The following is a 24,952-nucleotide window of genomic DNA, read 5'->3' on the forward strand; positions in this document are numbered from 1 at the left end:
TTCCGCTAGGTCGTGCGCATGGACGTTGTGACCAAGGCGGAAGTCGACAAGGTTGAGCCGATCGCGCTCGACGCCAGGCCTATACGCCCGCGCGACGCCGCGACGCTGATCCTACTCGACCGCAAGGGCGCCGAGTTCCTGGTGCTGATGGGCAGGCGCCACGCCCGGCACGCCTTCATGCCGGGGAAATTCGTCTTTCCCGGTGGCCGCACCGATCCGGCCGACAGCCGAATTCCCGTTGCCACAGCGCTGCACCCTGAGGAACAGGCGAGGCTGACCGCCGGCGTCGGCCGCACCAGCCCGGCCCGTGCCCGCGCCATCGCCCTGTCGGCGATTCGCGAGACCTATGAAGAAGCCGGCCTGCTGATCGGCCAGAAGGGCGCCTTCGCCACGACCAGGCGCGATTGGCAGGGTTTTGCCGAGCACGGCGTAAGACCGTCGCTGGAAGCGCTGCGCTTCGTCGCGCGCGCCATCACGCCGCCAAACCGGGTGCGGCGCTTCGACACGCGCTTCTTCAGCGCCTGGCGCGAAGACGTCGCCGTGGAGCTGCCGGACGGCGGTCCGACCAACGAGCTGGAGGAACTGGTCTGGCTGCCGCTCGCCAAGGCCAGAGAAGCTGATGTGCCCGACATCACCAGGGCCATCCTGGGGGAGCTGGAAAAGCGGCTCGTCGACGATCCGCTGTTGCGCCCCGGTGGTTCCGTGCCGTTCTACCGGCTTGTCGGCAATCGCTTCGTTCGCGAAATTCTGTAGAGCATAGAGCATTCACATCCCATGACAGTCGATACCCAGCAAGAGGTCGAAGAACGCGTCCATTGGCTGCCGATGATCGCGGCGATCTCGTCGATCAGCGTCGTCGGCATCGCCATCGGCCTCGGCATGCCGCTGCTCAGCGTCATTCTCGAAACGCGTGGCCATTCGGCGTCGATGATCGGCTTCAACACCGCTGTCGCCGGCCTCGCCTCGATCGCCGGCGCACCGCTCGCCACCCCGCTGGCGATGCGGTTCGGCGTCGCCAGGACGATGCTCGCCATGATCGCCACCGGAGTGCTGGCCTTTGTCGGCTTCCATTTCGCACCGGACTTCTGGATGTGGTTTCCGCTGCGCGTCCTGCTGCACATCGCGCTGACGGTGCTTTTCATCCTGTCGGAATTCTGGATCAGCACGTCGGCGCCGCCGCACCGGCGCGGACTCGTCCTCGGCATCTACGCCACCGTGCTGTCGCTCGGCTTTGCCGCCGGGCCGTGGCTGTTCGCGCAACTCGGCAGCGCTGGCTTCCTGCCCTTCGGCGTCATCATGGCGCTGGTGACGCTGGCCGCCATTCCAGTTCTGGCGGCCCGCAACGAGAGCCCGACGATCGTCTCCAACGGCGAAACCAGCAATTTCCTGCGCTACATCTGGCTGGTGCCGACAGCGACCGCTGCGGTGCTGGTGTTCGGCGCGGTCGAGACCGGTGGCTTTGCGCTGTTTCCCGTCTATGGCAATCGTATCGGCTACTCCGAGGCCGATGCCGCCCTGCTGCTCACCATGATCGGCCTCGGCAACGTGCTGTTGCAGATCCCGCTCGGCATGATCAGCGACCGGGTCAGCGACCGCCGTTATCTGCTTCTGGCCTGTGCAACCATCGGGCTTGCCGGCACCATCTTCATGCCGCACTTCGCGCAGAACTGGCATCTAATGGCGGCGCTTCTGTTCGTCTGGGGCGGCGTCGTCGCGGCCATGTACACGATCGGCCTGGCCCATCTCGGCTCGCAGCTTTCCGGCCACGACCTGGCCTCGGCCAACGCTGCCTTCGTGCTCTGCTACGGTGTCGGCATGGTGCTCGGCCCGCAGGCGATCGGCATCGGCATGGACCTTTTCGGCCCCTCCGGTTTCGGCTGGGCGCTCGGCTTGTTCTTCGCCTTCTATATCGCGCTGGTCGGCGCCAGGCTCATCCGAAAAATCCTGTAAAAGACCCGATCGATGCCTCAGGTGGCGCAAGGCTGCTGACATAACCGTGTCAGCAGCACCTGGGTAGATTGTCAGCAACACGCCACGAATTTGAGGATGCCGCCATGATCGACTCCGGGTTTGAAACGAAATCGCTGCGGATGGAATTGCTGCTGCTTGTGACCTTCCAGGCGCCGGCTTCCGATGTCGACCGTATCATGGAAGCGGTGGTCGCGATCGCCCCGCTCACCACGGGCAAATACGACAGCAATGCCTACCAGTCGGCGCACGGCATCGAGCGCTACCGGGCGCTCGAAGGTGCTGCCGCCGGCGCCGAGACCGAATTGCGCAGACGGCATGGCACGGTGGAAGTGTCGTTCGAACTGCCCGACGACCAGGCGTTGGCCGCCCGCATCGTCGAGGCAATCTTCCAGGTCCACAGCTATCAGGAGCCGGTGATCCGCATCCAGCCGATCCTCGCCAGCCGCTCCAAGGGATTGGACGACCGCTCGAACCCGAACCGCTGGTGGAACACCACGGGAGACTGGAAGAAGGCCGCTCCAGTTAAAGAAGATGCGTAGAATCGGAACGCGGCTGGATGAGGGGTGCTCCGGGTTGGCACTGGCGGCACTCCGTCCAACACCTCTCTTCCGTCTCGGCGCTACGCGCCGATCCACCTTCTCCACAAGGGGAGAAGGAAGAGGCCGGCTCACAGGGTTGACTTTCCGGGCGCGTTGTTTATGTGTCGCGCCAAGTTTCCCGCGTCCGGGTGTTTTCCCGTGCTCCAGCGGCCAAGACTCCACGAACATAATGGACTGATACAATGGCCAAAGCCGCAAACATCAAGATCAAGCTTCTGTCGACCGCCGACACCGGTTTCTTCTACGTCACCAGCAAGAACAGCCGCACCAAGACCGACAAGCTGTCGTTCCGCAAATACGATCCGATCGCCAAGAAGCACGTCGAGTTCAAGGAAACCAAGATCAAGTAATCTGCTTTCCTGCCTAGACAAAACGCCGCCCCGTGGGCGGCTTTTTTGTTTTCAAAGCTCGAAAAGCCCAGAATTTCCAATGCTTGGCGCAGAGACTTGATGTCATTTTGAGAATGGGGGCCGGCCGGCGTTTGGCAGCGGTACGAGGAGGCCACTATGTGCCAGCGCCGGCCGGCCGACCCCACGGACCCAGGAGATGCGGCGGACCTGAATCATGGGGTATTCTTCGGATCGATCCGGCGATCTAGCCTGGCGCCGGTCCCGTCATCGGCCTGCACATTTGCGCAACAGCCTGCGAAAATCAACAATTTCTTAACCAAGCCCGGCGAATCGCTTGCGTTAAGGTAAATTCGTAACCCTGTCACATTGACAGGATAATCGGACTTTTACGCCGCCTTGGCGACGACCCGGTTGCGGCCGGCGCTCTTGGCTTCATAGAGCGCGAGGTCGGCCCGCTTCATCAGCCCGGCAACCGAGTCGACACCCTTCAGCACCGACGACACGCCGACGCTGACGGTAACCTCGATCGTCTTGCCGTCCTGACCGACGGCAAACGGCATCTGGGCGATTTCGGCGCGAATACGCTCCGCGACCTTTTCGGCGACCGCGCCGTCCGTGTCCGGCATCACCACGACGAACTCCTCGCCACCGAAGCGGCAGGCGAGATCGATGCCGCGCACATTCTTGCGCAGCCGCCGCGCGAATTCGCGCAGCACCTCGTCGCCGCCGTCATGGCCATGCGTGTCGTTGATGGTCTTGAAGCGGTCGAGATCGGTGATCATTACCGACAGCGGCCGCCGCCGCGCCACGGCGCGGTCGAACAGTGTCTGCAGATGGCTGTCGAGGTAACGGCGATTGTGCAATCCCGTCAGCGGGTCGGTCACCGCCATCTCGATGGTCTGGGTGACGCTGGCGCGCAACTGGTCGTTGTAGCGCTTGCGGCGCACCTGCGTGCGCAGCCGCGCGGTCAATTCATGCTGGTCGATCGGACGCATCAGATAATCGTTGATGCCAAGCTCGAGGCCGCGGACGATGCGTCCCTCCTCACCCTGCTCCGCCAGAAGGATGATCGGCACGAAACGGGTGCGATCGAGCGAACGCAGTTGCGAGCAGAGCCTGAGCGGATCGAAATCGGCAAAACCCGTCGAGATCATCACGCATTCATAGGGCGTCTCGGCGGCCTGGAAGAAGCCGGCATGCGGATCGGTGGCGATGTCGAGGTCGGCACTGCTGCGCAGCATCTTCTGGACGCGCTCAATGGAGGATTTGCGCTCGTCGATCAGCAGAACCTTCGGCGTGGTGTCCGCGGACGCGAAGTTGCGGCTCAACAGCTCCTCGATGCCGATATTGCGCGTGGTCGAGGCGCGCAGGCGCAGCTCATCGGTCAAAGTCTTCAGCCGGACCAGGCTTTTGACGCGGGTCATCAACTGCAGATCGTTGACCGGCTTGGTCAGAAAATCGTCAGCACCGGCCTCGAGGCCGCGCACCCGGTCCGAAACCTGGTCGAGCGCGGTGATCATGACAACCGGGATGTGCGACGTCGCCGGATCGCTCTTCAGCCGGCGGCAGACTTCGAACCCGTCCATGTCAGGCATCATCACGTCGAGCAATACGACATCGACCTTACCGTTTTCACAGGTCTCGATCGCGTCCGGCCCGTTGGTGGCGGTCAGCACCTCGAAATATTCGGCAAGCAGCCGGACCTCGAGCAGCCTGACATTGGCAGGGATGTCGTCGACGACGAGGATCCGTGCAGTCATCTCATAAAGCTCCGGCTCGGCTGGAAGGGCGCATCAGGCGTCGCCCAGGTACGATTTGATGGTTTCGATGAAACGCGGCACCGAGATCGGCTTGGAAATATAGGCTTCGCAGCCACCCTGGCGGATACGCTCCTCATCGCCTTTCATCGCGAATGCGGTGACGGCAATGACCGGGATGACATGGAGGTCGTCGTCCTCCTTCAGCCATTTGGTCACTTCCAGCCCCGACACTTCGGGCAGCTGGATGTCCATCAAAATGAGGTCCGGCTTGTGCAGTCGCGCCAGATCCAGCGCTTCCAGACCGTTGCGCGTGCGTACCGTCTCGTAACCGCTCGCTTCAATGAGGTCGCGAAAGAGCTTCATGTTGAGCTCGTTGTCCTCGACGATCATGACCTTCTTAGGCATCAAATTCCCGTCCCGGCCTGCCTTCCGCTCGAAGGATGCCGCCATGCGCCCTCGCCGGTACGCACCAAACCCTGCTCAACTCTACCGCGAGATAATTGACGAAACGGAAACCGGCTGCCGGAAAAGCTTCGGATTTCACCGCGAACTCCGCATTGCAGAGACAAATGGCTTGCCGCAGGCGACGCTTGCGATTACTGCCAAAAACAGACTCATTCAACCCACAAGAAGGTAGTGATGGCAAACTCAGGGTCAATGCGCGAGGAAGCGGAAACCATTGCCGTGAAGGCATTGGGCTTCGTCGCCGCCGATCCGGAACTTCTGCCCCGCTTCCTGGCGATCACCGGCATCGAGGCGCATTCGATCCGCCAGGCCGCCGGCGAGCCGGGATTCCTGGCCGGCGTGCTGCAGTTCATCCTCGCCCACGAGCCGACGCTCATGCAGTTCGCGGCGGAAACCGGCACGCCGCCGGCTTCCGTCGGCAAGGCGCTGCGGGCGCTGCCGCTTGGCGACGACGACCATGAGCATTCGATATAAGCTACGATCGGATCGCCAAAACGCCTATGGCGTCGCTTCTTCTTCGCCGTCGTCGCCTTCATCATTCGCAACCGGATCGGCCGGCTTCACCATGACACCATTGACGGTGACCGAACCGTCCGGCTTGCCGTTGACGACCCATTCGATGCGGCCGTCCGGCAGCGTCTTGCCGAATCCCTTGATCGCAAGCGCCACCGGCACATATTGCGCGGCTTCCGGCTCCGACTTCGCTGCCGCCTGCAGGCTTTCCACGATCTTGTCATAGCCTGCGATATCGATGGTCACATTGGCCTCCGGCTTCATGCCGGCGAACGTCATCTCGCCTTCCATCGCGATTTCCATATCGCCGTTTTTCACCGTGCTGTGGCCGATGACAAATTTCGGCATCTTGGCCATGAAATCAGCGGTCAAGGTATCGCCGAAGTCGGTCGGCAGCGGTGGATTCTTGTTCAGATCAAAGGCTTCGATCGCCTTCTTCGCCATGCTGTCGAGATCGATATTGGCGCCGCCGAAACTCAGATTGACATCGGTCGGCAGCAGCGCCGTGCTCCAGGCGGGCGCGAGATTGTCAGGGATCTTCAGTTCCGCGGCCCTGATCGAGTAGTTGATTGCTCCGTTCCGGGCGATGCCGTCGGTCCCGAAGCCTGTGTCCAACTCAGTCGCCCCGAAAAGCCCGACCGGGCTTTCGACGGTGAGATCCTTGAACCCGTAGGTTCCGTCGATCCGCTCCCACAGCGGCAGCGCGGCGAGCAGCAGCGATTTGAGCTGCGCCTGGTTGGCCTTCAGTCTGGCCTCGTCTTCATTGGCGACGGCAAATGCCAGCAGATCGAGAAGCGGCCTGGTCCGCACGCCTTTGCCGGTCGCGTTCACCGCCAGCTTTGGCGATTTGATCGTGAGCGGGAATTTCAGCCCGCTCTTGGGATCGTCAAAGTCGAGCGCTTCGGCGAAATCGGCGAGCGACTGCGTTGCGGTAAAATCCACGCCGCCATTCGCAGCTTTGCTTGCGTTCATGGTGGCCGTACCGACGCCGGTGCTCACCTTGGCGCGCTGCACGGCGTCCCGGGAATTCATCGTCATCCCGGCTATCGACTGTGTGGCGCTGGTGAAAGCCGCGAGTTCGGGGTCGTAGACGCCGGAAAACTTGCCGTCTGTAATCGAGAACTCCATGCTCTGCGGGCCCTCTGGCCCCTTGAACTCGAAGGACCCGCTTTGCGACACGTCCGCCGAGACGCTCCATGTCCCGTTGCTGCCTGGTTTGACGAGCAATGCGTAGGGGCTGAAGTCGAACTTGAAGGAATTCTGCGCCGCCAGCAGGTCGACGACAGGTTTGAAGTCGACGGCGAGTTTATAGGCGTCGCCTTCCACCGAAACCTTCAGGAAGCCGCTGTCGATCGCCTTGCTGCCGAAATAGCGGGACAGATTTTCGGAGAGCTGCTTGGCACCCTCGCCGTCGACGGTCTGGCCGACGGCAGGCGCGCTGAGCGCGAGGACAAAGACGGCCGGCAGAACACGATTCACGCAGAATCTCCGTTGCTGTTTCTCTGGTAAAACTCCAGCCGCAACCGTAATCGGAAACCGTTGGGGTGCAATCCCCTCGTTGGGGCTGGAAGCCGGTCTATAACCAGCGTTCGCCCTCCGCGCTATCCTCCGGCATCGACAGTGGAGCTTCAGGTCGCCTTCTTCGACGTGACGAGGCAAGCGGCGCTGGCATTGAGCAGGCCCCAGCCGAAGACGTCGTCCTTGCCCGGCGCGCCGAGATCTTCCGCCGACTTGCCGAGCGCGTCTTGAATGTCGGCTGCGGTGGCGTTGCTGTTTGCCGATTTCATCAAGGCAGCGGCTGCGGTGACGAAGGGCGCCGCGAAGGAGGTGCCGGTCTTCGGCCGTGCGCCGCTGACCGACGCGGCCGTCCACACTTGGACGCCGGGAGCGGCCAGGTCGATATGCTCGCCGCGGCCGGCGCGCCTGTATGGGCGTTTCATGCGGTCGACCGCCGTCACCGCGATCACTTCAGCATAGGCCGCCGGATAGGCAGGCCCGGCTTTTGGGCCGCCATTGCCGGCGGCGGCGACGATCACCATGCCGCGTTCGGAGAGTCTTCGGACAACCTGCTCGAGAAGCGCATTCGCAGGACCCGACAGGCTCATATTCGTCACCTGCACGCCGCGCACCGAAAGAAGATCGAGCGCGCGAAGCAGATCGTAGGCGTCCGAGCGGTCATCCTGGCGATCGCCCCGATGAAACGCATCGACCGCGATGATCCTGGCGTGCGGCAGCAGGCCGGGAGTACGGCTGTCGGCGCCGCCGACAAGCAGGGCCGCGACGGCGGTGCCGTGCTGGCGGCCGGACTCGGGAACGCCGTCGTCCGACAGGCGAATAACTTCGACCCGGCCTTTCGAGAAGGCGTCATGCGCAGGATTGATCGCGGTGTCGATAAGGCCGATCGTGACATTGCCACCGCAGCCGGCTGGCAGTCCGCTACCGGCCGGCCAGCCGATCAGGCCCGCGGCGGCGCAGTGCGGCCCGGCACATTCGGCTTCTTGTCCCGGCCGGTAGTAATGCACGAAATCTGCCGTCGACTGCGGAGCGGCATCGACGACAAGATCGCGCGCAGCCTCCAGCGGCATGTTGGGCGGAATGCGCAGCCGAATCAGCTCCGATCCAAGAAGCTGAATGTCGGAACGGTCCAGTACGGTGAAGCCGGTTGCCTGAAGCCGACCGATCTCAGCCGAACTCAGCCCGGTCGCCACGATCTGGTCCGGTACCCGAGACGGCAAAGGGGCGGCTGGCCGTTGCGCGCGCCTGCCGCTGCGCCTTGGCGGGCGCGGAAGAAACCGATCCGTCAGCGCGCGAAACAGGTTCGGGCCGGTCGATCGGCTGGACGTCGTTCGCGAGCCACCGGGCGAAGCGCCGGACTGACCGCCGTCATCACTACCGCCATCGTCGCCACCATCGTCACCGCCACCGTCGTCATCGGCCAACGCCGATCTTGGTCCGAACTCGCCGAGCGCCAGCTGGCCGCCCGGCGCCTGAGGATCGACGAGCAATGCGACGGCGACCCAGAAAAGCAGCAGGGCTTTTGGTCTCAACCAGGAGGTGGCGCGCATGGTCTCCCTCACATTTCCGGCCATCGCATCAACATCGCGAGGCTAGCGGAGCTGTCTGGCAATAAGCTAGCCTTGCGAGGAACGGGCGCGGGGCCGCTTTATTCCAGAACCTGGAGCAACATGCCGGAAAAAGCCGACCGCGTCCAAGATCAGCTTGTCGCTTTTCTGCCGAATCTGCGCCGGTTCGCGATTGCGCTGTGCCGGTCCCGCGACATCGCGGACGATCTTGTCCAGCGTGCCTGCGAACGGGCGCTCGCCAACGAGCAGCGTTTCGAGCCAGGGACGCGCTTCGACGCGTGGATGTTCAAGATCCTGCGAAATCTGTGGATCGACGACATCCGCAAGCGCAAGGTCGCCGGCCCGCAGGACGATATCGACGAGCGCCATGACATCGCCGGCGTTTCCGGCGAGCGCGAGATGGAGGCGCGGCTGGCGCTGAACAGCGTGGCGCAAGCCATAGGCGAGCTCGCCGCCGACCAGCGCGACGTGCTGCTTCTGGTCTGCGTCGAAGAGCTTTCCTACAAGGAGGCTGCGGAAGTCCTTGCCGTGCCGATCGGGACGGTGATGAGCAGGCTGGCACGAGCGAGGAGGAATCTGGCGGAGGCGACTGGAATATCTTCGGCTCCCACCCGTTCTCCGGTCACAAAAGGGGCTGCAAAATGACCGAAGAGACTTTCTCGGACGAGATCCTGATGCGGTTCGCCGACGGTGAGCTTGATCCGGCCATGGTCGCCAGGATCGAGCAGGCGATGGAAACGGACGACCGTCTGGTTGCCAGGATTGCTGTGTTCATCGAAACCAGAGCGCAGGCGCAGGCCGCGCTGAAGCCGCTGCTCGACGAGCCGGTTCCCGAAAAACTTGTCGCGGCCGTCGAGCAGATGATCGAGGCCAGGCATGCCGGCGAGCAAGCGGCGACGGCATCGATATTGCCCTTCGGCAGCAGGCGCTTGGCAGGGCCCGCTTCGAGGTCTCGATGGATGCTGCCAATTGCCGCCTCTCTCGCGGCGGCAATTGGCGGCGGGCTCGCCGGCTATTGGGCAGCAGGCAGCAACGAACGCACGCAGGGCGGCTTGTGGGTTGCCGGTGTCATCAGGCCGGGCCTGGCCCAGGCCCTTGAAACGGTCGAGTCCGGCAAGGAAATCAAGCTCGCCGGGATCAGCGACCGGTTCCGGGCCATCGCTACGTTCCGTAACGATTCGCAGGATTTGTGCCGCGAATTCGAGGTCGACTCGCAGGACCGCTCCACGGTGATGTCGGTCGCCTGCCGTTCCGGCGACGAATGGCGCGTCAGCTTCGCGGTCGTGGCGCCCGGCGACGCCGGAGGCTATGCCCCGGCCTCGTCGACCGAAGCCCTCGACGCCTATCTTTCGGCGATCGAAGCAGGCGCTCCGATGACAGCCGAGGAGGAAGTCAAAGCGCTGGACGAGATCCGTCAAAAGGACCGGAAGTGAAACTGCGACGGCCCGGCTGCTCTGACCCGGCTTGCTCTGACCCGGCTTGCTCTGAAATGGAATCCAACTTTCTTTGAATGGAATAAAGCCGGCGATCGCCCGTTACTCCGCCGGGCCGCAGCTGCCGGTCCGGTCTGAAACAAGGAGTAACTACCATGACAAGACACTGGAAGCTCAAGTCGACACTGGTCGCAGGAATGGCAGCGCTCGCAAGCACCACGGCACAGGCGAAGGAGTCTGCCGCGGGGGCGCCGGAAACCGAGCGTCCGCCGGCGGCAATGTCCAGCCAAAGCGACGGTTCCTTCATCGTCGCTGGCAACAGCTCTTCAAATTCGAGCTCCAATTCGTCGTCCAACGGTTCGTCGAATTCCAGCTCTAATTCGTCGAGCAATTCGAATTCGAACTCGTCTTCGAACTCCAGCTCCAATTCCTCGAGCAACTCGAATTCGAACTCATCGTCGAACAGTTCCGCCAACTCGAACTCGAACGGTTCGGATCGCGGGTGGGCGCGCAACTGGCGGCGTTGACGTTGGCCGGGTGATAGAGCGACGGCGCTTCGACCCGCCGCTTTGGCAATCGACCGAGAAACGGGGGCCAGCTGGCTCCCGTTTCGCATTCGCTGGCGATTGGCGCAGAACCTGTGATGGCGGAGCGAGGCGCCCCCCTCTGTCCTGCCGGACATCTCCCCCACTTGGGGGGAGATCGGCGGCTTCGGCGACGGCGCCAATTTTTCAACGTTGAAAATTGGCGAAAGCCGAGGGGAGCCAATCTCCCGCCAAGTGGGGGAGATGTCCGGCAGGACAGAGGGGGGCGCGAAGGATCACTGCAGATCAGCATTAGGGGTCTGCGCCGCTTCGCTTCGCGCCCCTGGCCAATCCACAAGGAAACGGGGCCCAGCGGCCCCGTTTCGCATTGTTCTCCAGAAAAAGCCTAGCGGGCCGCGCGGGCCCATTTGCGATACCAGCCTTCGCTGGCAATCGTGTTGCGGTAGACCGCTTCGCGCTCGGTCGCCTCGGCTCCGGTCTCCGCCTGGATTTCGGCCTTGAGCGCCGCATCTTCGCGGCGAAACGGTATGACCTGGACCAGCGGCGTTCCCTTTTCGATGACGTAGAGGCCATCCGGCGCCGTCGCAAAGAACGGAAAATGGATGTGGGCTGCGTAGGTGTCGGTATCGACGATGCCGGCGACGCATTCGAAAGGCTGAGCCGGCCGATTGAGCGGCGGCAGGAACAGACAACTCCAGCCCGGCGGGGTACGGATCGACCAGTAATTGTGAAATTTGCATGGCGGTGCCGGTTCCTTCGGATTGCCGGCGACCTGATGCGCGCCATGATTGCTGACCATCACCCTGTCGAACTCCCAGCCGGCATCGACGGCGCTGCCGCCATCCTTGACCTCAAGGCGGACTGTCGCCGCGAGCGGCAGGATCCAGCCGGTTGTCATCGCGTCGAGAAATGGCATGCAGCGCTTGACGGTCAGGCCATTGTTGGTGGCCGAGGCTTGCTGCGCATCGACCGGCGGCAGTTTGCGGAACCAGTCCGGCAGGACCGTCTTGGCCGCTACCGGCGGCGCGATGACGCCATGATCTTCCGGCCGACAGGCAAACCGGATCGAGCGAGAGGTCTTCTGAGAAGTCTGGGAAAAATGAAACATCGATGGCCTCCATGGAAAAATCCGAGGAGGAACGGGCCGCAGTCGGATTTATTCCCGGGTGGGCGTCTGATATGCAGGCCGACTACGATAGTTCGGCCGCGGCGCGCACAGCAGCGTTGGCTAAAGCACCAATCGCATCAGCGGCCGGCCAGCCTTGCGCTCGACCAGCCTCTCGAAACCGGCTTTCTCGAAGACCCGCGACGAGCCGACGAACAGCCCGATCGAACGCGAATCTTTCGACAGGTCGATCGGACATGCCTCGACCAGCCGCGCGCCATTCTGGCGAGCAAATTCGATCCCGCCTTCGACCAGCCGGTGCGTCACGCCCCTGCCGCGTGCCTTGACGCGGATGAAGAAGCAGGAAATCGCCCAGACGCCCGGATCGGTGGCGTCGGCGGGATCGACCGGCGCCGACCCCCTGCCCTTGTTGTTCCATTCGGGCACGTCGGCGCGCGGGCCGATCTGCATCCAGCCGACCGCCTTGCCATTCTCGAACGCCAGCACGCCCGGTGGCGGCCCGGCCTCGATCCGCGCCTTGATGTGGTCCTTGTCGCGTTCCCGGTTGCCGGCGCGGCGCGCTGCCGGCGACAGCCGGAAATGTGTGCACCAACAGCCGAAGCAGGCACCCTGCTTACCGAAAAGATCTTCAAAATCCGCCCAAAGCTCGGGCACCAGCGGCGCTATGGTCGTATTCACGAACTCTCTCCCGGCCCACCGCCTTGTCGTGGCGTCCGTCCTGACGTACCATTGCTTTTGTTCTCTTTATGTTCGCAGCGATGGCGGTTCCTGTCAACAATCCCGATCACGGTTTTTGCCGCGACTGCCTGACCTTTCAGCGCGGTGAGGTACGGCGCTGTGAGCGCTGCGGCAGTCCACGGCTGGCCCGCCATCCGGAGCTCTACCGGCTGCATCTTGCCCATATCGATTGCGACGCGTTTTATGCGGCGGTCGAAAAGCGCGACAACCCGGCGCTGAAGGACCGGCCGTTGATCATCGGCGGCGGCAAGCGCGGCGTCGTCTCCACCGCTTGCTACATCGCCCGCATCCGCGGGGTGCGCTCGGCGATGCCGATGTTCAAGGCGCTCGAAGCCTGTCCGGAAGCGGTCGTCATCCCACCGGACATGGAAAAATATGGTCGCGTCGGCCGCGAGGTGCGCGCCATGATGCAGGCGCTGACGCCGCTGGTCGAGCCGATCTCCATCGACGAAGCGTTTCTGGACCTTGCCGGCACCGAGCGCCTGCATGGCTTGCCGCCGGCGGTGGTGCTGGCACGCTTCGCGCTCGAGGTGGAGAAGGAGATCGGCATCACCGTTTCATCAGGCCTTTCCTACTGCAAGTTCTTGGCCAAGGTGGCGTCGGACTTTCGCAAGCCGCGCGGCTTTTCGGTGATCGGCCAAGCCGAGGCGACCGGCTTTCTGGCCGAGCAGCCGGTGACGCTGATCTGGGGGGTGGGAAAAGCCTTCGCCGCCACGCTTGAGCGCGACGGCATCCGCACCATCGGCCAGTTGCAGCGCGTGCAGCACGGCGACCTGATGCGCCGCTACGGCGTGATGGGCGACCGGCTGTACCATCTTTCACGCGGCGAGGACGACCGCCGCGTTCACCCCGACCAGGATGCGAAAAGCGTCTCGGCAGAGACCACTTTCGACACCGACATCGCCTCCCCCGAGCAACTGGTTTCGGTGCTGAGAGCGCTGTCGGAAAAAGTCTCGGGGCGGCTGAAGAAGTCGGGCATTGCCGGGCGCACCGTCGTGCTGAAGCTGAAGACGCAGGATTTCAAGACCCGCACGCGCAACCGGCAGCTCGGCGACCCGACACGGCTGGCCGACCGCATATTCTCGGCCGGGCTCGAGTTGCTGCGCAAGGAGGCGGACGGCACCAGATACCGGCTGCTCGGCATCGGCGTCAGCGACCTCTCGAATGACGAAAAGGCCGATCCGCCCGACCTCGTCGATATCCAGTCACGCAAGCGTGCCATGGCCGAAGGCGCCATCGACAGGTTGCGCGACAAGTTCGGCCGCAGGGCGGTGGAGACCGGCTACACCTTCGGTAAGGGCCGCAACGCCCACCCGCCAGAGCCGATCGAGGATTAGTTTAAGCATGACCCCGAACCGAATGTCCGCGCAAGCGAAAAGCGGATCCAGTTCTCGGAAAGACCACGCTCAAACAAGACAAGGTAAAGCGGGCCGCTTCAGGTGCGTCGCAAATCGATCCGGCTGGTCATCACGCGCTCGCCGGTTTTCGGGTCGACGTCGATAACGGTCAGCCGCATGCCGTCCTCGCCGTTCTTCTCGACGGTCATTTGCGCCGTGCGATCGCCGTTGACCTCCTTCGCCCAGCGGATGCCGAGATTGATCGCATTGCCCGAGCGCCTGCCGCTGAGCTGCGCCGGCCCGGTGCGGGATCCGACATAGGTGCCGGTGTACTTCGTCCCGCTGGACTTCAGGTCGGCACTGATGGCGCGCGTCACCACGACGAGACCGCGGCAGGTGCCGTCCAGTGACAGTGAACTCGATGTCGCGTCGGAATTGAAGCGGCAGGAGACGTTCACCGTCGGCGCCTCGGTGGTTACCTTGACGGTGCCCTTGCCGGCAAAATTCCCCTCGAACGAGCGAAGAAAATCGGCCTCATCGGCATGAGCCGCGCCGGCGGCAGCCGCCAGGCAGCCGGCAAGTGCAAATCGTGCACATGATTTCATTGGATCTCTCCCCTTGATCTGGCTGTTGGACCAACGCTCGCCGTGACGGCAGGTTCCGCCTTCAGCATGACCGTTTTGCAACGTGCCGCTCTGGCCCAGCCGAATGCGTCGACTAGCGGTTGCGGTGAAAGTCCCGACTTGCGACATAGCGCGCATGGCACCCTCGCCCTCGATCCCCCAGGCCGCGTTCTGGATGGCGCTGTCGATCGCATCGTTTCTGACGATGTCGGTCGCCGGCCGCGCCACGACCGCCGAGCTCAACGTCTTCCAGGTGCTGGAGCTGCGCTCGGTGATCGGCCTGTTCATCCTCCTGCCGCTGGTGATGATGTCAGGCGGTTTTGCGGCAATGCGCAGCAAACGCCCTGCCGCCCATATCGCCCGCAACGTCGTCCATTTTGTCGGCCAGGCGGCATGGCTCTACGCCTTGACATTGATCCCGCTGGCCGTGCTGATCTCCATCGAATTCACGACGCCGATCTGGACGGCCATTCTGGCGGTCGGCTTTCTTGGTGAAAGACTAAGCCGGCCAAGACTAGCGGCGATCGTGCTCGGGCTGATCGGTGTGCTGATCATCGTCCGTCCGGGCGTCGGCTCCGTCGATCCGGGACATGTTGTCGTGCTGGGTGCCGCGGTCTGCTTCGGCATATCCGTGGTCCTGGTCAAATCGTTGACGCGGACGGACAGCGTCGTGTCCATCATCTTCTGGATGCTGGTCATCCAGTCGGTGCTCGGGCTGATCCCGGCGCTCTACGAATGGGGCAACCCGCCGCTCGAACTGTGGCCGTGGATCCTGCTGATCGCCTTCACCGGCATGTCGTCGCATTTCTGCATGGCGCGTGCACTCGCCTATGCCGACGCCACCGTCATCTCGCCGATGGACTTTTTGCGCGTGCCGCTGTCGGCGCTGATCGGCTGGCTGCTGTATCAGGAGCAGATCGACGCCTTCACCGCCGGGGGCGCCTTGCTGATCCTGCTGGGCAATCTGCTCAATCTGCAGAAAAAGGCGACCAAACCAGCGGAAGTGGCAGCGTCTTAGCATTTTGCAGCCAAACGTCTTCGTTTGGCGTCCGACAAAATGCGTCAAAGCAAAGAGCTACCGCGCGGTTTTGGTTTCACAAAACCGCCTCGCATTTCAGTCGCCTTCGTCGGGTATGTTGAGGAGATGCCCGCAGGCCTTGCAGTGGACGGCGTCGGCTTCATGCCGCTGAAGGCCGCATTGCGGGCACGGGAAGAAGACCTTGTTGGGACGGAAGAGCGCCTGTGCCAGCCTGACGAACAGCGATATGCCGATAATCATGGTAACGATCGCGGTGAGCTTGCCGGCTATTCCCGGCAGGACGATGTCGCCGAAGCCGGTCGTGGTCACCGTGGCGACAGTGAAATACAGCGCATCGACATAGCCTTCGAGGCCGGCCCCGGTGCGGAAGAAGAAGGTGTAGACGAAACCGGTGACGACAAACAGGAATGTCAGGAGATTGATGACTGCGTGGCTTGCCTCGCGCCATTTTTTGAGGCCGCGCATCTCGAAAAACCGCCACAGCGCGCCGCTGCGCGACAGCGACCACAGCCGCAATATGCGCAGGAATCCCAAATTGGCCAGCGCCGAAGGCATCAGCAGCGTCAGCAGGATGAAGCCGTCGACCCACGACGTCGGCTGCTTCATCAGGCGCAGCATGTCGTTTGACGCCAGCAGCCGGGCAATCATGTCGGCGGCGACAAGCGCTGCCACTGAATAATCGAGCCAGAGGAACGAGGACGATTCCTGGATCACCGGTGTGGCGATGAAGAAGGCGATGATGGCAAGGTCGATGATAACAGCCGCCAGCTGAAACCGGAAAGCCGCAGGCGTGCGCCCGTGATAGAGTTTGCGCAATGTGTCGCGCAGCCGCGTCAAGGCTGAAAAATCCTGCACTCCGTCCCTTTTCGGCGCCTTCATGACAACTGCGATAACGCTCGCTGCGACAGCCGTCCAGTGGGCAGAGCAGGGGGAAGCCGCTGTGGCTTGAGAACATCCGCAGCGTTCCAGACCCGGAAAGCAATCAGACCGGTTCCGCCTCGATGATGCTGATGCGAGGTCCGGCTTCAACGATATTGGCGACCCGAAAATCCGACGCCGCAAGCAGCAACCTGAATTCTTCCGCCGTGCGCTCCTGCCCGCCCGGCATGACCAGCATGTTCAGATCGCCGAATTTTGCGACGGCGCCTTCATTGGGCGGCGCCAGAATGCTCTCGAGCACCAGCAGTTTGCCTTCCGGGCGAATCGCCCGGCGGCAGGTTTTCAGGATCCGGATGTTTGTGTCGTCGTCCCAGTCATGCAGGATCCATTTAAGCACAATCGCATCGGCTCCTTCGGGCACCGAGACGAAGAAATCGCCGGCGACGATGTCGCAGCGATCGGCGACAGCCGCGGCGTCAAAGACCGGGCCGGCCTTCGCCACGACCTGCGGCTGATCAAATAGAATGCCGCGTTGGCCGGGATTGCGGCGGAGGATTTCGGCAAGCAGCGCGCCCTGCCCGCCGCCTACATCCATAACGACAGAGAACCGCCGGAAGTCATAGGCCGCGAGCACCGCAGCGGCGACGCCACGCGACATCGCCGTCATCGCCCGGTCGAAAACGACGGACTCTTCCGGATGCTCTGCCCGGTATTCCCAAACGCCCTTGCCATAAGCGTGGCGAAAGGCGTTTTCGCCGGTGCTGACACTGTGCAGCAGATCGCTCCATGCCTGACGGAAATACGGCCGTCCGGCCAGAATTGCCCACGACGCGACCGAATGCTGAACGTCGGATCGCAACGCGCCGCCAACCGGGGTCAGCGAGAAGGATCGGTCTTCCGCTTCATGGAACACGCCGGCCGACGCAAGGGCGCGCAGCAGCCGGTAGAGCGCCTGCGGATGGGTATTGGTCAGCACGGCCAGTTCGCCGCTGGTGCGTTTTCCGTCCTTGAGATGGTCTGCAATGCCCAGCGTGGCGGCGACGCATATCGCCTGAGATACCTGGAAGCCATTGACCATTTTCTGGAGTTCGGCAGCGGCATCCCGCTCATCCATGACGCACTCCCCCCGGCCGCCAAAAGACCCAGGCCGCCGAGCCCACAATACCAGCGGCATCGTCACCAGGCAATGCGACCGGGCTGGCGGAATACGGTCGTTAGCTCACACCAACTCCACCTCCACCACGCCCGGCACCGCCCGCATGGCCGAGGCGATCTGTGGCGAGACGCGGTAACGGTTGGGCAGTTCGATCTCGACCTCGCCCTGCGCCTCGTCCTTGATGACGATAATGCTCACCAGGCTGTCGCCGCGCTGGGTAAGCTGCGATTGAATCGCCGACGCCGGCCGGTCATCCCTGACAAAAATGCGCAAGGCTTTTTGGATGCGGCTTGCCTCGTCCTCCAGCGACTGCACCGTCTGGATGCGCAGATTGACGCCTTCGGGCCTGTCCTCGGCCGAAACTGTGACCACCACCGAACGGCCGGGCTCGAGCAGGTCGCGATATTGCGCCAGACCTTCGGAAAACAGCACTGCTTCATACTGGCCCGACGTGTCGGAGAACTGCACGACGCCCATCTTGTTGCCGGTGCGCGTCTTGCGCTCCTGCTTGGTGGTGACGGTGCCGGCAAGCCGCCCGGCGGCAGCGCCGCGTTTGACGGCGCCCGAGAACTCGGCCCAGGTCTGCACCCGCATCTTCTGCAGCGCCGCCTTGTATTCGTCCAGCGGGTGCGCCGAGAGATAGAAGCCGACCACCTGAAATTCACGGTGCAGGCGGTCGGCGGCAAGCCACGGGTCGGTCGCCGGCAGGTTGAGCGCCTGCGACTGCGCCCCGAGCGAGGCGCCGAAAATGTCGTGCTGGCCCGACATTGCATTCTGCTGCGCAAGCGACGCCAGCCCCATCATCCGCTCGACGCCCGCCATCATCGCGGCGCGGTCGTGACCGAAGCAGTCGAGCGCGCCGGCCATGATCAGGCTTTCGAAGACGCGTTTGCCGACGATCTTCGGGTCGACCCTTTCGCAAAAATCGGCGAGGTTCTTGAACGGTTTTTCGCCGCGCATGGCGACGATATGCTCGACCGCCGCGTCGCCGACGCCCTTGAGCGCGGCCAGCGAATAGAAGATCCGGTTCTCGGCGACTTCGAAGGCGCGGAAGCTTGATATCACCGACGGCGCCACGACATCGATACCGAGGCGCAGCGCATCCTGGCGGAAATCAGCGAGTTTATCGGTGTTGCCCATGTCGAGCGTCATCGACGCGGCCAGGAATTCGACCGGGTAGTGCGCCTTCAGATAGGCCGTCTGGTAGGAAACGACCGCATAGGCGGCGGCATGCGACTTGTTGAAACCATAGTCGGCGAACTTTGCCAGCAGGTCGAAAATGAAGTCGGCTTGCGGCTTGCCGACGCCGCGCTCGATCGCGCCCGAGACGAAGCGCTCGCGCTGCTTGTCCATCTCGGCGCGGATCTTTTTGCCCATGGCGCGACGCAACAGGTCGGCTTCGCCCAGCGAATAGCCGGCAAGCTCCTGCGCGATCTGCATCACCTGTTCCTGGTAGACGATGACGCCTTGCGTCTCCTTCACCAGATGGTCGATCTTCGGATGGATCGACGCCATCTCCTCCTCGCCGTGCTTTCTGGCGTTGTAGGTCGGGATGTTCTCCATCGGGCCGGGCCGGTAAAGCGCGACCAGCGCAATGATGTCCTCGATGCAGTCGGGCCGCATGCCGATCAGCGCCTTGCGCATGCCGGCACTTTCCACCTGGAACACGCCGACCACTTCGCCGCGTGACAGCATGGCATAGGTGTCGGGGTCGTCGAGCGGAATGTGGGCAAGATCGATCTCGATGCCGCGGCGGCGGATCAGCTTGACCGCGGTCTCCAGCACCGTCAGCGTCTTCAGGCCGAGGAAGTCGAACTTCACCAGGCCGGCCTGCTCGACATACTTCATGTTGAACTGGGTGACCGGCATGTCCGAGCGCGGATCGCGGTACATCGGCACCAGCTCCCACAGCGGCCGGTCGCCGATGACGATGCCGGCGGCATGCGTCGAGGCGTGGCGGTAGAGCCCTTCCAGCTTCTGCGCCATGTCGAGCAGCGTCTGCACGATCGGCTCGCGCTCGGCCTCCTCGGCAAAGCGCGGCTCGTTGGCGATGGCGTCGGCGAGCTTGACCGGATTGGCCGGGTTCGACGGCACCATTTTGCTGAGCTTGTCGACTTGGCCATAGGGCATCTGCAGCACGCGGCCGACATCGCGCAGCACCGCGCGGGCCTGCAGCGTGCCGAAGGTGATGATCTGGCCGACCTGGTCGCGTCCGTATTTCTGCTGGACGTAGCGGATGACCTCCTCGCGCCGGTCCTGGCAGAAATCGATGTCGAAGTCGGGCATCGACACGCGGTCGGGATTGAGGAAGCGCTCGAACAGCAGCGAGAAGCGCAGCGGATCGATGTCGGTGATGGTCGTCGAATAGGCGACCAGCGAGCCGGCGCCCGAGCCGCGCCCCGGCCCGACCGGAATGCCCTGCGCCTTCGCCCATTTGATGAAGTCGGCGACGATCAGGAAGTAGCCGGGGAATTTCATCTTCTCGATGATGCCGAGCTCGAATTCCAGCCGTTCGCGATATTGCTCGACCGTATAGCCAGGGGCGAGGCCGTGCGCGGCGCGCCGCGCCTCCAGCCCTTCATGCGCCTGCCTGGAAAGCTCCTGCGCCTCCGCCTTCACCGCCGCGTCGGCGTCGGCGACATCGCCGCCGGCAAAGCGCGGCAGGATCGGGTTGCGGGTCTTGGGATAGTAGGAGCAGCGCAGCGCGATCTCGACGGTGTTGTCGATCGCCTCCGGCAGATCGGCGAACAGCCTCGCCATCTCGGCCTGGCTTCTCAGAAAATTGTCGGGCGACAGCCGCCGGCGATTGTCGACGGCGACGACCGACCCTTCGGCGATGGCGATCAGCGCATCATGCGCCTCATAGTCGTCGCGCGAGGAGAAAAACGCCTCGTTGGTGGCAACCAGCGGCAAGTCATTGATATAGGCGAGGTCGACTGACGATTTCTCGATGGCCCGGTCATAGCCGGAAACCCGTTCCAGCTCGACGTAGAGCCGGTCGCCGAACAGCGCCTTGAGCGCCAGAAGCCGCGTCTCGGCGAGGTCGCGGCGGTCCTCTTTCAGCGCGTTGCCGATCGGGCCGCGCGGCCCGCCGCTGAGACAGATCAGGCCGTCGCAATGGCCTTGCAGCATCTCGGTCGTCAGATGCACGGCCTCGCCGGGCGGCGTTTCCAGATAGACCCGGCTGACCAGCCTGACCAGGTTGCTGTAGCCGGCCCCGGTCGCCGCGATCAAAACCACGGGCCGCATTTCCGGGCCTTGCCGCCTGCGGTCGCGCTGGCTGTCGCTGGCTTCACCGGAAAAAGCGAGAGCGGTCTGGCAGCCGATGATCGGCTGGATACCCTCCTTCACCGCCTTTTGAGCAAATTCGAGCGCGCCGAACAGATTGTTGGTGTCGGTGACGGCAATCGCCGGGGCGTCATCCCTCACCGCATGGCCGACGATCGTACCCAGCTGCAAGGCGCCTTCGAGCAGCGAATAGGCCGAATGCACGCGCAGATGAATGAACGGCCGCGCCGGCGCTTCCGGCCGCGACGCCTTCACAAAGGCCTCGCGCCGCAACGGATCGCGGGGAAGTGTCTCATTCGCCATTTTTTTATCGCCGTTTGAGAGGACTCAGTCGATGAGGATGTATTGTCCGGCACCGGACGATGCGAGTCCAGCGACAGGCCAATTGTCGATGCTGGCGCTGCCCCTCATCCGCCTGCCGGCACCTTCTCCCCGTATAGTGACGGGGCGAAGGGGCTGGCCGCAACCTTGGCTCCCATCTACAACGCTGGAGATTGGCGAAATCCTGTGCGAAGGCCCCTTTCTCCCCGTCACTATACGGGGAGAAATGCCCGGCAGGGCAATGAGGGGCAGCGCCAACCAATGCAATTGCCTTGTAACTGTCGATGGTGCCAAGTGACGGCATCCTCACGCAAATTCCATGATCACCGCGTCGACGGCGAGACTGTCGCCCGGTTTTGCCTTGAGTTTCGACACGGTGAGATCGCGCTCGGCGCGCAGCACGTTTTCCATCTTCATCGCCTCGACGACCGCCAGCGTCTCGCCGGCCTTGACCTCCTGCCCTTCGGCAACGGCGATCGACACGACAAGGCCGGGCATCGGGCAGAGCAGCATCTTCGACGTATCCGGCGCCACTTTTTCCGGCATCAGCCTTTCGAGCTCGGCGGTGCGCGGCAGCATGGCGCGTGCGCTCACCGACATGCCTTTCCAGGCGACGCGAAGCCCGTTCAGCACCGGCCTGACCTGCGCAGCGATCCTTCGGTCGCCGACCATGCCGCGCCAGACGAGATCGCCCGGCCGCCAGTCGGACGCCACCGTCAGCGCCGTGCCGCCGTCGATCGACAGACCGAGCTCCATCGGAATGGAGATCATGCCTTCGATAACCGAAGCCGAAAGGTAATCCTTGCCGATCTTGACCACCCAGTCGCGTATAAGCACACCAGAATGCGGCGCCAGCCGCCCGCCGAGCCGGTCGAGCCGGTCGCGGCGCAGCAGTTCGACCGCGGCGGCGATCGCTGCGAGAACGGCCTTTTCCTCGCTATCAGGCACGATCGGCGCGAAGCCGTCGGGATATTCCTCTGATATGAAGGCGGTCGATATCCGCCCTTCCCGCCAGCGCGGATGCTGCATAAGTGCTGCCAGGAACGGCATGTTGTGCTCGATGCCGTCGACGACAAAACTGTCGAGCGCTTCCGACATGGCGTCTATTGCCGCGAGCCGAGTCGGCGCCCAGGTGCACAGCTTGGCCACCATCGGGTCATAAAACATCGAGATTTCCGAACCCTCGGTAACCCCGGTATCGTTGCGGACGACGACCTCGCCGAACTGTCCCTCTTGCGGTGGCCGGTATCTCGTCAGCCGGCCGATCGACGGCAGGAAATTGCGATACGGGTCCTCGGCGTAGAGCCGGCTTTCCACCGCCCAGCCGTTCAGCTTGACGTCGCTTTGCTTGATGGCGAGCTTTTCGCCGGCTGCTATGCGGATCATCTGCTCGACTAGGTCAATGCCGGTGACGAGCTCGGTCACCGGATGCTCGACCTGCAATCGTGTATTCATTTCAAGGAAATAGAAGTTCTTTTCGCTGTCGACGATGAACTCGACCGTGCCGGCGCTCTGGTAGTCGACCGCGCTGGCCAGCGCCACCGCCTGCTCGCCCATGGCTTTCCGGGCCCTGGCGTCGAGGAAAGGTGAAGGCGCCTCTTCGACGACCTTCTGGTTGCGGCGCTGGATCGAGCATTCGCGCTCGCCGAGATAAAGCGCATTGCCATGCGCGTCGGCCAGCACCTGGATCTCGATGTGGCGCGGATCCACCACGAACTTTTCGATGAAGACGCGGTCGTCACCGAACGAGCTTTTGGCCTCCGACCGCGCCCGGTCGAACCCGTCGCGCACCTCGGCCTTGCTCCAGGCGATGCGCATGCCCTTGCCGCCGCCGCCGGCCGAGGCCTTGATCATCACGGGATAGCCGATCTCGCCGGCTATTTTCTCGGCATGACCGGCATTCTCGATGACGCCGAGCCAGCCGGGCACCGTGCTGACCCTGGCTGCATTGGCGAATTTCTTCGATTCGATCTTGTCGCCCATCGCCCTGATCGCTCCGGGTTTCGGGCCGATGAAGACGATGCCTTCCTGCTCCAGCGCTTCACAGAAGGAGGCGCGTTCGGACAAAAACCCGTAGCCGGGATGCACGGCTTCAGCACCCGTCGCCTTGCAGGCGGCAATGATCTTCTCCGGCACCAGATAGCTCTCAGATGCCGGCGAAGGCCCGATATGGACAGCCTCGTCGGCCATCTCGACATGCACGGCGTCACGATCGGCGTCCGAATAGACCGCGACGGTGGCGATGCCCATCTTGCGCGCCGTCTTGATGACGCGGCAGGCGATCTCGCCACGATTGGCGATCAGGATTTTTGTGAACATACGGGTTTTGTTCCCTCGGCTGCCTTTCTTTTATGGGCTTGGCCCGGCCGGTCAAGGCACGTAGGCGCATATCCGGGCGTAAGTCGGCTGGTGCTGACCAAAAGCGCGCTACGAACTGTCAATTCGTCCCATAGTCCAGAACCTGCAGATACGCTAAAGCTCGCCTCGATTGCCGATTTGGCTTGAGAGGAGAGCCCCGATGAAAACCCGTGCCGCTGTCGCTGTCGCCGCCGGAAAGCCGCTGGAAATCCTGGAGGTCGATCTCGACGGCCCGCGAGCCGGCGAGGTGCTGGTCGAGATCAAGGCGACCGGCATCTGCCACACCGACGAGTTCACGCTGTCGGGCGCCGATCCCGAAGGCATTTTTCCGGCGATCCTCGGCCATGAGGGCGCCGGGATCGTCGTCGATGTCGGCAAGGGCGTCACCTCGGTCAAGAAGGGTGACCACGTCATCCCGCTCTACACGCCGGAATGCCGGCAATGCCCGTCCTGCCTGTCCAGAAAGACCAATCTGTGCACCGCGATCCGTGCCACGCAGGGGCAAGGGCTGATGCCGGACGGCTCGTCGCGCTTCTCGATCGGCAAGGACAAGATCTTCCACTATATGGGCTGCTCGACCTTTACCAACTTCACCGTGCTGCCCGAGATTGCGGTGGCCAAGGTCAATCCCGACGCGCCCTTCGACAAGATCTGCTACATCGGCTGCGGCGTCACCACCGGCATCGGCGCGGTGATCAACACAGCCAAGGTCGAGATCGGCGCCACGGCCGCCGTCTTCGGCCTCGGCGGCATCGGCCTCAACGTCATCCAGGGGCTGCGCCTTGCCGGCGCCGACATGATCATCGGCGTCGACCTGAACAACGACAAGAAGGAATGGGGCGAGAAATTCGGCATGACGCATTTCGTCAATCCGAAGGAGATCGACGGCGATATCGTGCCCTATCTCGTCAACATGACAAAACGCGGCGCCGACCAGATCGGCGGCGCCGACTATACGTTCGACTGCACCGGCAGCACCAAGGTGATGCGCCAGGCGCTGGAAGCTTCGCACCGCGGCTGGGGCAAGTCGGTGGTCATCGGCGTTGCCGGCGCCGGCCAGGAGATCTCGACGCGGCCGTTCCAGCTGGTCACCGGCCGCACCTGGATGGGCACCGCCTTCGGCGGAGCGCGCGGCCGCACCGACGTGCCGAAGATCGTCGACTGGTACATGGACGGCAAGATCGAGATCGACCCGATGATCACCCACACGCTGAAGCTGGAGGACATCAACAAGGGTTTTGACCTGATGCACGAAGGCAAGAGCATCAGGAGCGTGGTGGTCTATTGAGAAATCGCGACGTGGCGGGAGGAAGCAAGGCAATCGCTTCAGGTCTGCGCCGCCCCTCATTGCCCTGCCGGGCATTTCTC

Annotated in this window: 22 protein-coding genes; 10 read left to right on the forward strand and 12 right to left on the reverse strand. The window is 63.2% G+C overall.

Features of this window, described 5'->3' with window-relative positions:
• Positions 1–18: 18 nt before the first annotated feature.
• The 4 genes from AC0L3H_RS09045 to rpmG all read left to right on the forward strand — a co-directional run bounded on the left by AC0L3H_RS09045 (position 19) and on the right by rpmG (position 2,920).
• Positions 19–753 (forward strand): NUDIX hydrolase, encoded by a 735-nt coding sequence (locus AC0L3H_RS09045; protein WP_473585217.1) that lies wholly within the window; start codon positions 19–21, stop codon positions 751–753.
• A 21-nt stretch (positions 754–774) separates the two neighbouring features.
• Positions 775–1,950 carry an MFS transporter gene (locus AC0L3H_RS09050; RefSeq protein ID WP_023801086.1) on the forward strand — a complete coding sequence of 392 codons (1,176 nt, stop codon included), beginning with the start codon at positions 775–777 and terminating at the stop codon, positions 1,948–1,950.
• 104 nt (positions 1,951–2,054) lie between these two features.
• Positions 2,055–2,510: a YqfO family protein gene (locus AC0L3H_RS09055; RefSeq protein WP_473585218.1), complete on the forward strand. Its 456-nt coding sequence runs from the start codon at positions 2,055–2,057 to the stop codon at positions 2,508–2,510.
• A 242-nt stretch (positions 2,511–2,752) separates the two neighbouring features.
• The gene (gene rpmG / locus AC0L3H_RS09060; protein WP_040995604.1) at positions 2,753–2,920 is read left to right on the forward strand and encodes a 50S ribosomal protein L33; all 168 of its coding nucleotides are present in this window, start codon (positions 2,753–2,755) and stop codon (positions 2,918–2,920) included.
• 386 nt (positions 2,921–3,306) lie between these two features.
• Here rpmG and AC0L3H_RS09065 read toward each other — a convergent pair whose 3' ends face one another.
• Entirely contained in the window at positions 3,307–4,680 is a 1,374-nt protein-coding gene (locus AC0L3H_RS09065; RefSeq protein WP_473585219.1) for a PleD family two-component system response regulator, read from the reverse strand.
• 33 nt (positions 4,681–4,713) lie between these two features.
• On the reverse strand, positions 4,714–5,070 hold the full coding sequence (locus tag AC0L3H_RS09070; protein WP_287247952.1) for a response regulator: 357 nt from the start codon (positions 5,068–5,070) through the stop codon (positions 4,714–4,716).
• A 249-nt stretch (positions 5,071–5,319) separates the two neighbouring features.
• Here AC0L3H_RS09070 and AC0L3H_RS09075 point away from each other — a divergent pair, with 249 nt between their 5' ends.
• On the forward strand, positions 5,320–5,619 hold the full coding sequence (locus AC0L3H_RS09075) for a DUF3572 domain-containing protein (protein WP_473585220.1): 300 nt from the start codon (positions 5,320–5,322) through the stop codon (positions 5,617–5,619).
• A gap of 24 nt (positions 5,620–5,643) precedes the next feature.
• Here AC0L3H_RS09075 and AC0L3H_RS09080 read toward each other — a convergent pair whose 3' ends face one another.
• Together AC0L3H_RS09080 and AC0L3H_RS09085 are read right to left on the reverse strand one after the other, a co-directional pair.
• On the reverse strand, positions 5,644–7,137 hold the full coding sequence (locus AC0L3H_RS09080) for a hypothetical protein (protein ID WP_473585221.1): 1,494 nt from the start codon (positions 7,135–7,137) through the stop codon (positions 5,644–5,646).
• A 149-nt stretch (positions 7,138–7,286) separates the two neighbouring features.
• On the reverse strand, positions 7,287–8,723 hold the full coding sequence (locus tag AC0L3H_RS09085; protein ID WP_473585222.1) for a S8 family serine peptidase: 1,437 nt from the start codon (positions 8,721–8,723) through the stop codon (positions 7,287–7,289).
• Positions 8,724–8,843: 120 nt separating this feature from the next.
• On the opposite strand from AC0L3H_RS09085, the gene AC0L3H_RS09090 reads away from it, so the two are divergent.
• Together AC0L3H_RS09090 and AC0L3H_RS09095 are read left to right on the forward strand one after the other, a co-directional pair.
• Complete coding sequence (locus AC0L3H_RS09090; RefSeq protein ID WP_128186096.1) at positions 8,844–9,386, forward strand: RNA polymerase sigma factor; 543 nt, start codon at positions 8,844–8,846, stop codon at positions 9,384–9,386.
• The gene (locus tag AC0L3H_RS09095; protein WP_473585223.1) at positions 9,383–10,174 is read left to right on the forward strand and encodes an anti-sigma factor family protein; all 792 of its coding nucleotides are present in this window, start codon (positions 9,383–9,385) and stop codon (positions 10,172–10,174) included. Before AC0L3H_RS09090 ends, AC0L3H_RS09095 begins: the two co-directional genes overlap by 4 nt.
• Here the strand turns inward: AC0L3H_RS09095 and AC0L3H_RS09100 are convergent.
• The 3 genes from AC0L3H_RS09100 to AC0L3H_RS09110 form a co-directional block, all read right to left on the reverse strand.
• Positions 10,134–10,649, reverse strand: coding sequence for a hypothetical protein (locus tag AC0L3H_RS09100; protein ID WP_473585224.1), 516 nt, complete (start codon positions 10,647–10,649; stop codon positions 10,134–10,136). The two genes, AC0L3H_RS09095 and AC0L3H_RS09100, sit on opposite strands and share 41 nt — an antisense overlap.
• A 455-nt stretch (positions 10,650–11,104) precedes the next feature.
• Positions 11,105–11,827, reverse strand: a complete 723-nt coding sequence (locus AC0L3H_RS09105; RefSeq protein WP_236374372.1) for a DUF6065 family protein — start codon at positions 11,825–11,827, stop codon at positions 11,105–11,107.
• A gap of 120 nt (positions 11,828–11,947) precedes the next feature.
• Positions 11,948–12,523 carry a GNAT family N-acetyltransferase gene (locus AC0L3H_RS09110; RefSeq protein ID WP_473585225.1) on the reverse strand — a complete coding sequence of 192 codons (576 nt, stop codon included), beginning with the start codon at positions 12,521–12,523 and terminating at the stop codon, positions 11,948–11,950.
• Between the two features lie 68 nt (positions 12,524–12,591).
• On the opposite strand from AC0L3H_RS09110, the gene AC0L3H_RS09115 reads away from it, so the two are divergent.
• Entirely contained in the window at positions 12,592–13,920 is a 1,329-nt protein-coding gene (locus tag AC0L3H_RS09115) for a DNA polymerase IV (RefSeq protein ID WP_473585226.1), read from the forward strand.
• A gap of 98 nt (positions 13,921–14,018) precedes the next feature.
• On the opposite strand, the gene AC0L3H_RS09120 is transcribed toward AC0L3H_RS09115, so the two are convergent.
• The gene (locus tag AC0L3H_RS09120; RefSeq protein ID WP_473490309.1) at positions 14,019–14,525 is read right to left on the reverse strand and encodes a hypothetical protein; all 507 of its coding nucleotides are present in this window, start codon (positions 14,523–14,525) and stop codon (positions 14,019–14,021) included.
• Positions 14,526–14,679: 154 nt separating this feature from the next.
• On the opposite strand from AC0L3H_RS09120, the gene AC0L3H_RS09125 reads away from it, so the two are divergent.
• On the forward strand, positions 14,680–15,561 hold the full coding sequence (locus tag AC0L3H_RS09125) for a DMT family transporter (protein WP_473585227.1): 882 nt from the start codon (positions 14,680–14,682) through the stop codon (positions 15,559–15,561).
• 96 nt (positions 15,562–15,657) lie between these two features.
• On the opposite strand, the gene AC0L3H_RS09130 is transcribed toward AC0L3H_RS09125, so the two are convergent.
• From AC0L3H_RS09130 to AC0L3H_RS09145, 4 genes are all read right to left on the reverse strand, one after another.
• On the reverse strand, positions 15,658–16,461 hold the full coding sequence (locus tag AC0L3H_RS09130) for a potassium channel family protein (RefSeq protein WP_473490311.1): 804 nt from the start codon (positions 16,459–16,461) through the stop codon (positions 15,658–15,660).
• 103 nt (positions 16,462–16,564) lie between these two features.
• Positions 16,565–17,575, reverse strand: coding sequence for a methyltransferase (locus AC0L3H_RS09135; RefSeq protein WP_128244810.1), 1,011 nt, complete (start codon positions 17,573–17,575; stop codon positions 16,565–16,567).
• Positions 17,576–17,680: 105 nt separating this feature from the next.
• Positions 17,681–21,208 (reverse strand): DNA polymerase III subunit alpha, encoded by a 3,528-nt coding sequence (gene dnaE, locus AC0L3H_RS09140; protein WP_473585228.1) that lies wholly within the window; start codon positions 21,206–21,208, stop codon positions 17,681–17,683.
• Positions 21,209–21,532: 324 nt separating this feature from the next.
• A complete protein-coding gene (locus tag AC0L3H_RS09145; RefSeq protein WP_473585229.1) occupies positions 21,533–23,545 on the reverse strand; it encodes an acetyl-CoA carboxylase biotin carboxylase subunit in 2,013 nt (670 codons plus the stop codon).
• A 199-nt stretch (positions 23,546–23,744) separates the two neighbouring features.
• Here AC0L3H_RS09145 and AC0L3H_RS09150 point away from each other — a divergent pair, with 199 nt between their 5' ends.
• Entirely contained in the window at positions 23,745–24,872 is a 1,128-nt protein-coding gene (locus AC0L3H_RS09150; protein ID WP_473585230.1) for an S-(hydroxymethyl)glutathione dehydrogenase/class III alcohol dehydrogenase, read from the forward strand.
• The last annotated feature ends 80 nt before the right edge of the window (positions 24,873–24,952 follow it).

The organism is Mesorhizobium sp. WSM4816 (assembly GCF_055811535.1).

Bases quoted from the DNA above. Each gene is read 5' to 3' on its own strand.
- AC0L3H_RS09150 (WP_473585230.1), top strand. From the start codon at position 23,745: ATGAAAACCCGTGCCGCTGTCGCTGTCGCCGCCGGAAAGCCGCTGGAA.
- AC0L3H_RS09120 (WP_473490309.1), bottom strand. From the start codon at position 14,525: ATGAAATCATGTGCACGATTTGCACTTGCCGGCTGCCTGGCGGCTGCC.
- AC0L3H_RS09085 (WP_473585222.1), bottom strand. From the start codon at position 8,723: ATGCGCGCCACCTCCTGGTTGAGACCAAAAGCCCTGCTGCTTTTCTGG.
- rpmG (WP_040995604.1), top strand. From the start codon at position 2,753: ATGGCCAAAGCCGCAAACATCAAGATCAAGCTTCTGTCGACCGCCGAC.
- AC0L3H_RS09095 (WP_473585223.1), top strand. From the start codon at position 9,383: ATGACCGAAGAGACTTTCTCGGACGAGATCCTGATGCGGTTCGCCGAC.
- AC0L3H_RS09065 (WP_473585219.1), bottom strand. From the start codon at position 4,680: ATGACTGCACGGATCCTCGTCGTCGACGACATCCCTGCCAATGTCAGG.
- AC0L3H_RS09075 (WP_473585220.1), top strand. From the start codon at position 5,320: ATGGCAAACTCAGGGTCAATGCGCGAGGAAGCGGAAACCATTGCCGTG.
- AC0L3H_RS09145 (WP_473585229.1), bottom strand. From the start codon at position 23,545: ATGTTCACAAAAATCCTGATCGCCAATCGTGGCGAGATCGCCTGCCGC.
- AC0L3H_RS09070 (WP_287247952.1), bottom strand. From the start codon at position 5,070: ATGATCGTCGAGGACAACGAGCTCAACATGAAGCTCTTTCGCGACCTC.
- AC0L3H_RS09135 (WP_128244810.1), bottom strand. From the start codon at position 17,575: ATGGATGAGCGGGATGCCGCTGCCGAACTCCAGAAAATGGTCAATGGC.
- AC0L3H_RS09055 (WP_473585218.1), top strand. From the start codon at position 2,055: ATGATCGACTCCGGGTTTGAAACGAAATCGCTGCGGATGGAATTGCTG.
- AC0L3H_RS09090 (WP_128186096.1), top strand. From the start codon at position 8,844: ATGCCGGAAAAAGCCGACCGCGTCCAAGATCAGCTTGTCGCTTTTCTG.
- AC0L3H_RS09045 (WP_473585217.1), top strand. From the start codon at position 19: ATGGACGTTGTGACCAAGGCGGAAGTCGACAAGGTTGAGCCGATCGCG.
- AC0L3H_RS09050 (WP_023801086.1), top strand. From the start codon at position 775: ATGACAGTCGATACCCAGCAAGAGGTCGAAGAACGCGTCCATTGGCTG.
- dnaE (WP_473585228.1), bottom strand. From the start codon at position 21,208: ATGGCGAATGAGACACTTCCCCGCGATCCGTTGCGGCGCGAGGCCTTT.
- AC0L3H_RS09105 (WP_236374372.1), bottom strand. From the start codon at position 11,827: ATGTTTCATTTTTCCCAGACTTCTCAGAAGACCTCTCGCTCGATCCGG.
- AC0L3H_RS09115 (WP_473585226.1), top strand. From the start codon at position 12,592: ATGTTCGCAGCGATGGCGGTTCCTGTCAACAATCCCGATCACGGTTTT.
- AC0L3H_RS09125 (WP_473585227.1), top strand. From the start codon at position 14,680: ATGGCACCCTCGCCCTCGATCCCCCAGGCCGCGTTCTGGATGGCGCTG.
- AC0L3H_RS09130 (WP_473490311.1), bottom strand. From the start codon at position 16,461: ATGAAGGCGCCGAAAAGGGACGGAGTGCAGGATTTTTCAGCCTTGACG.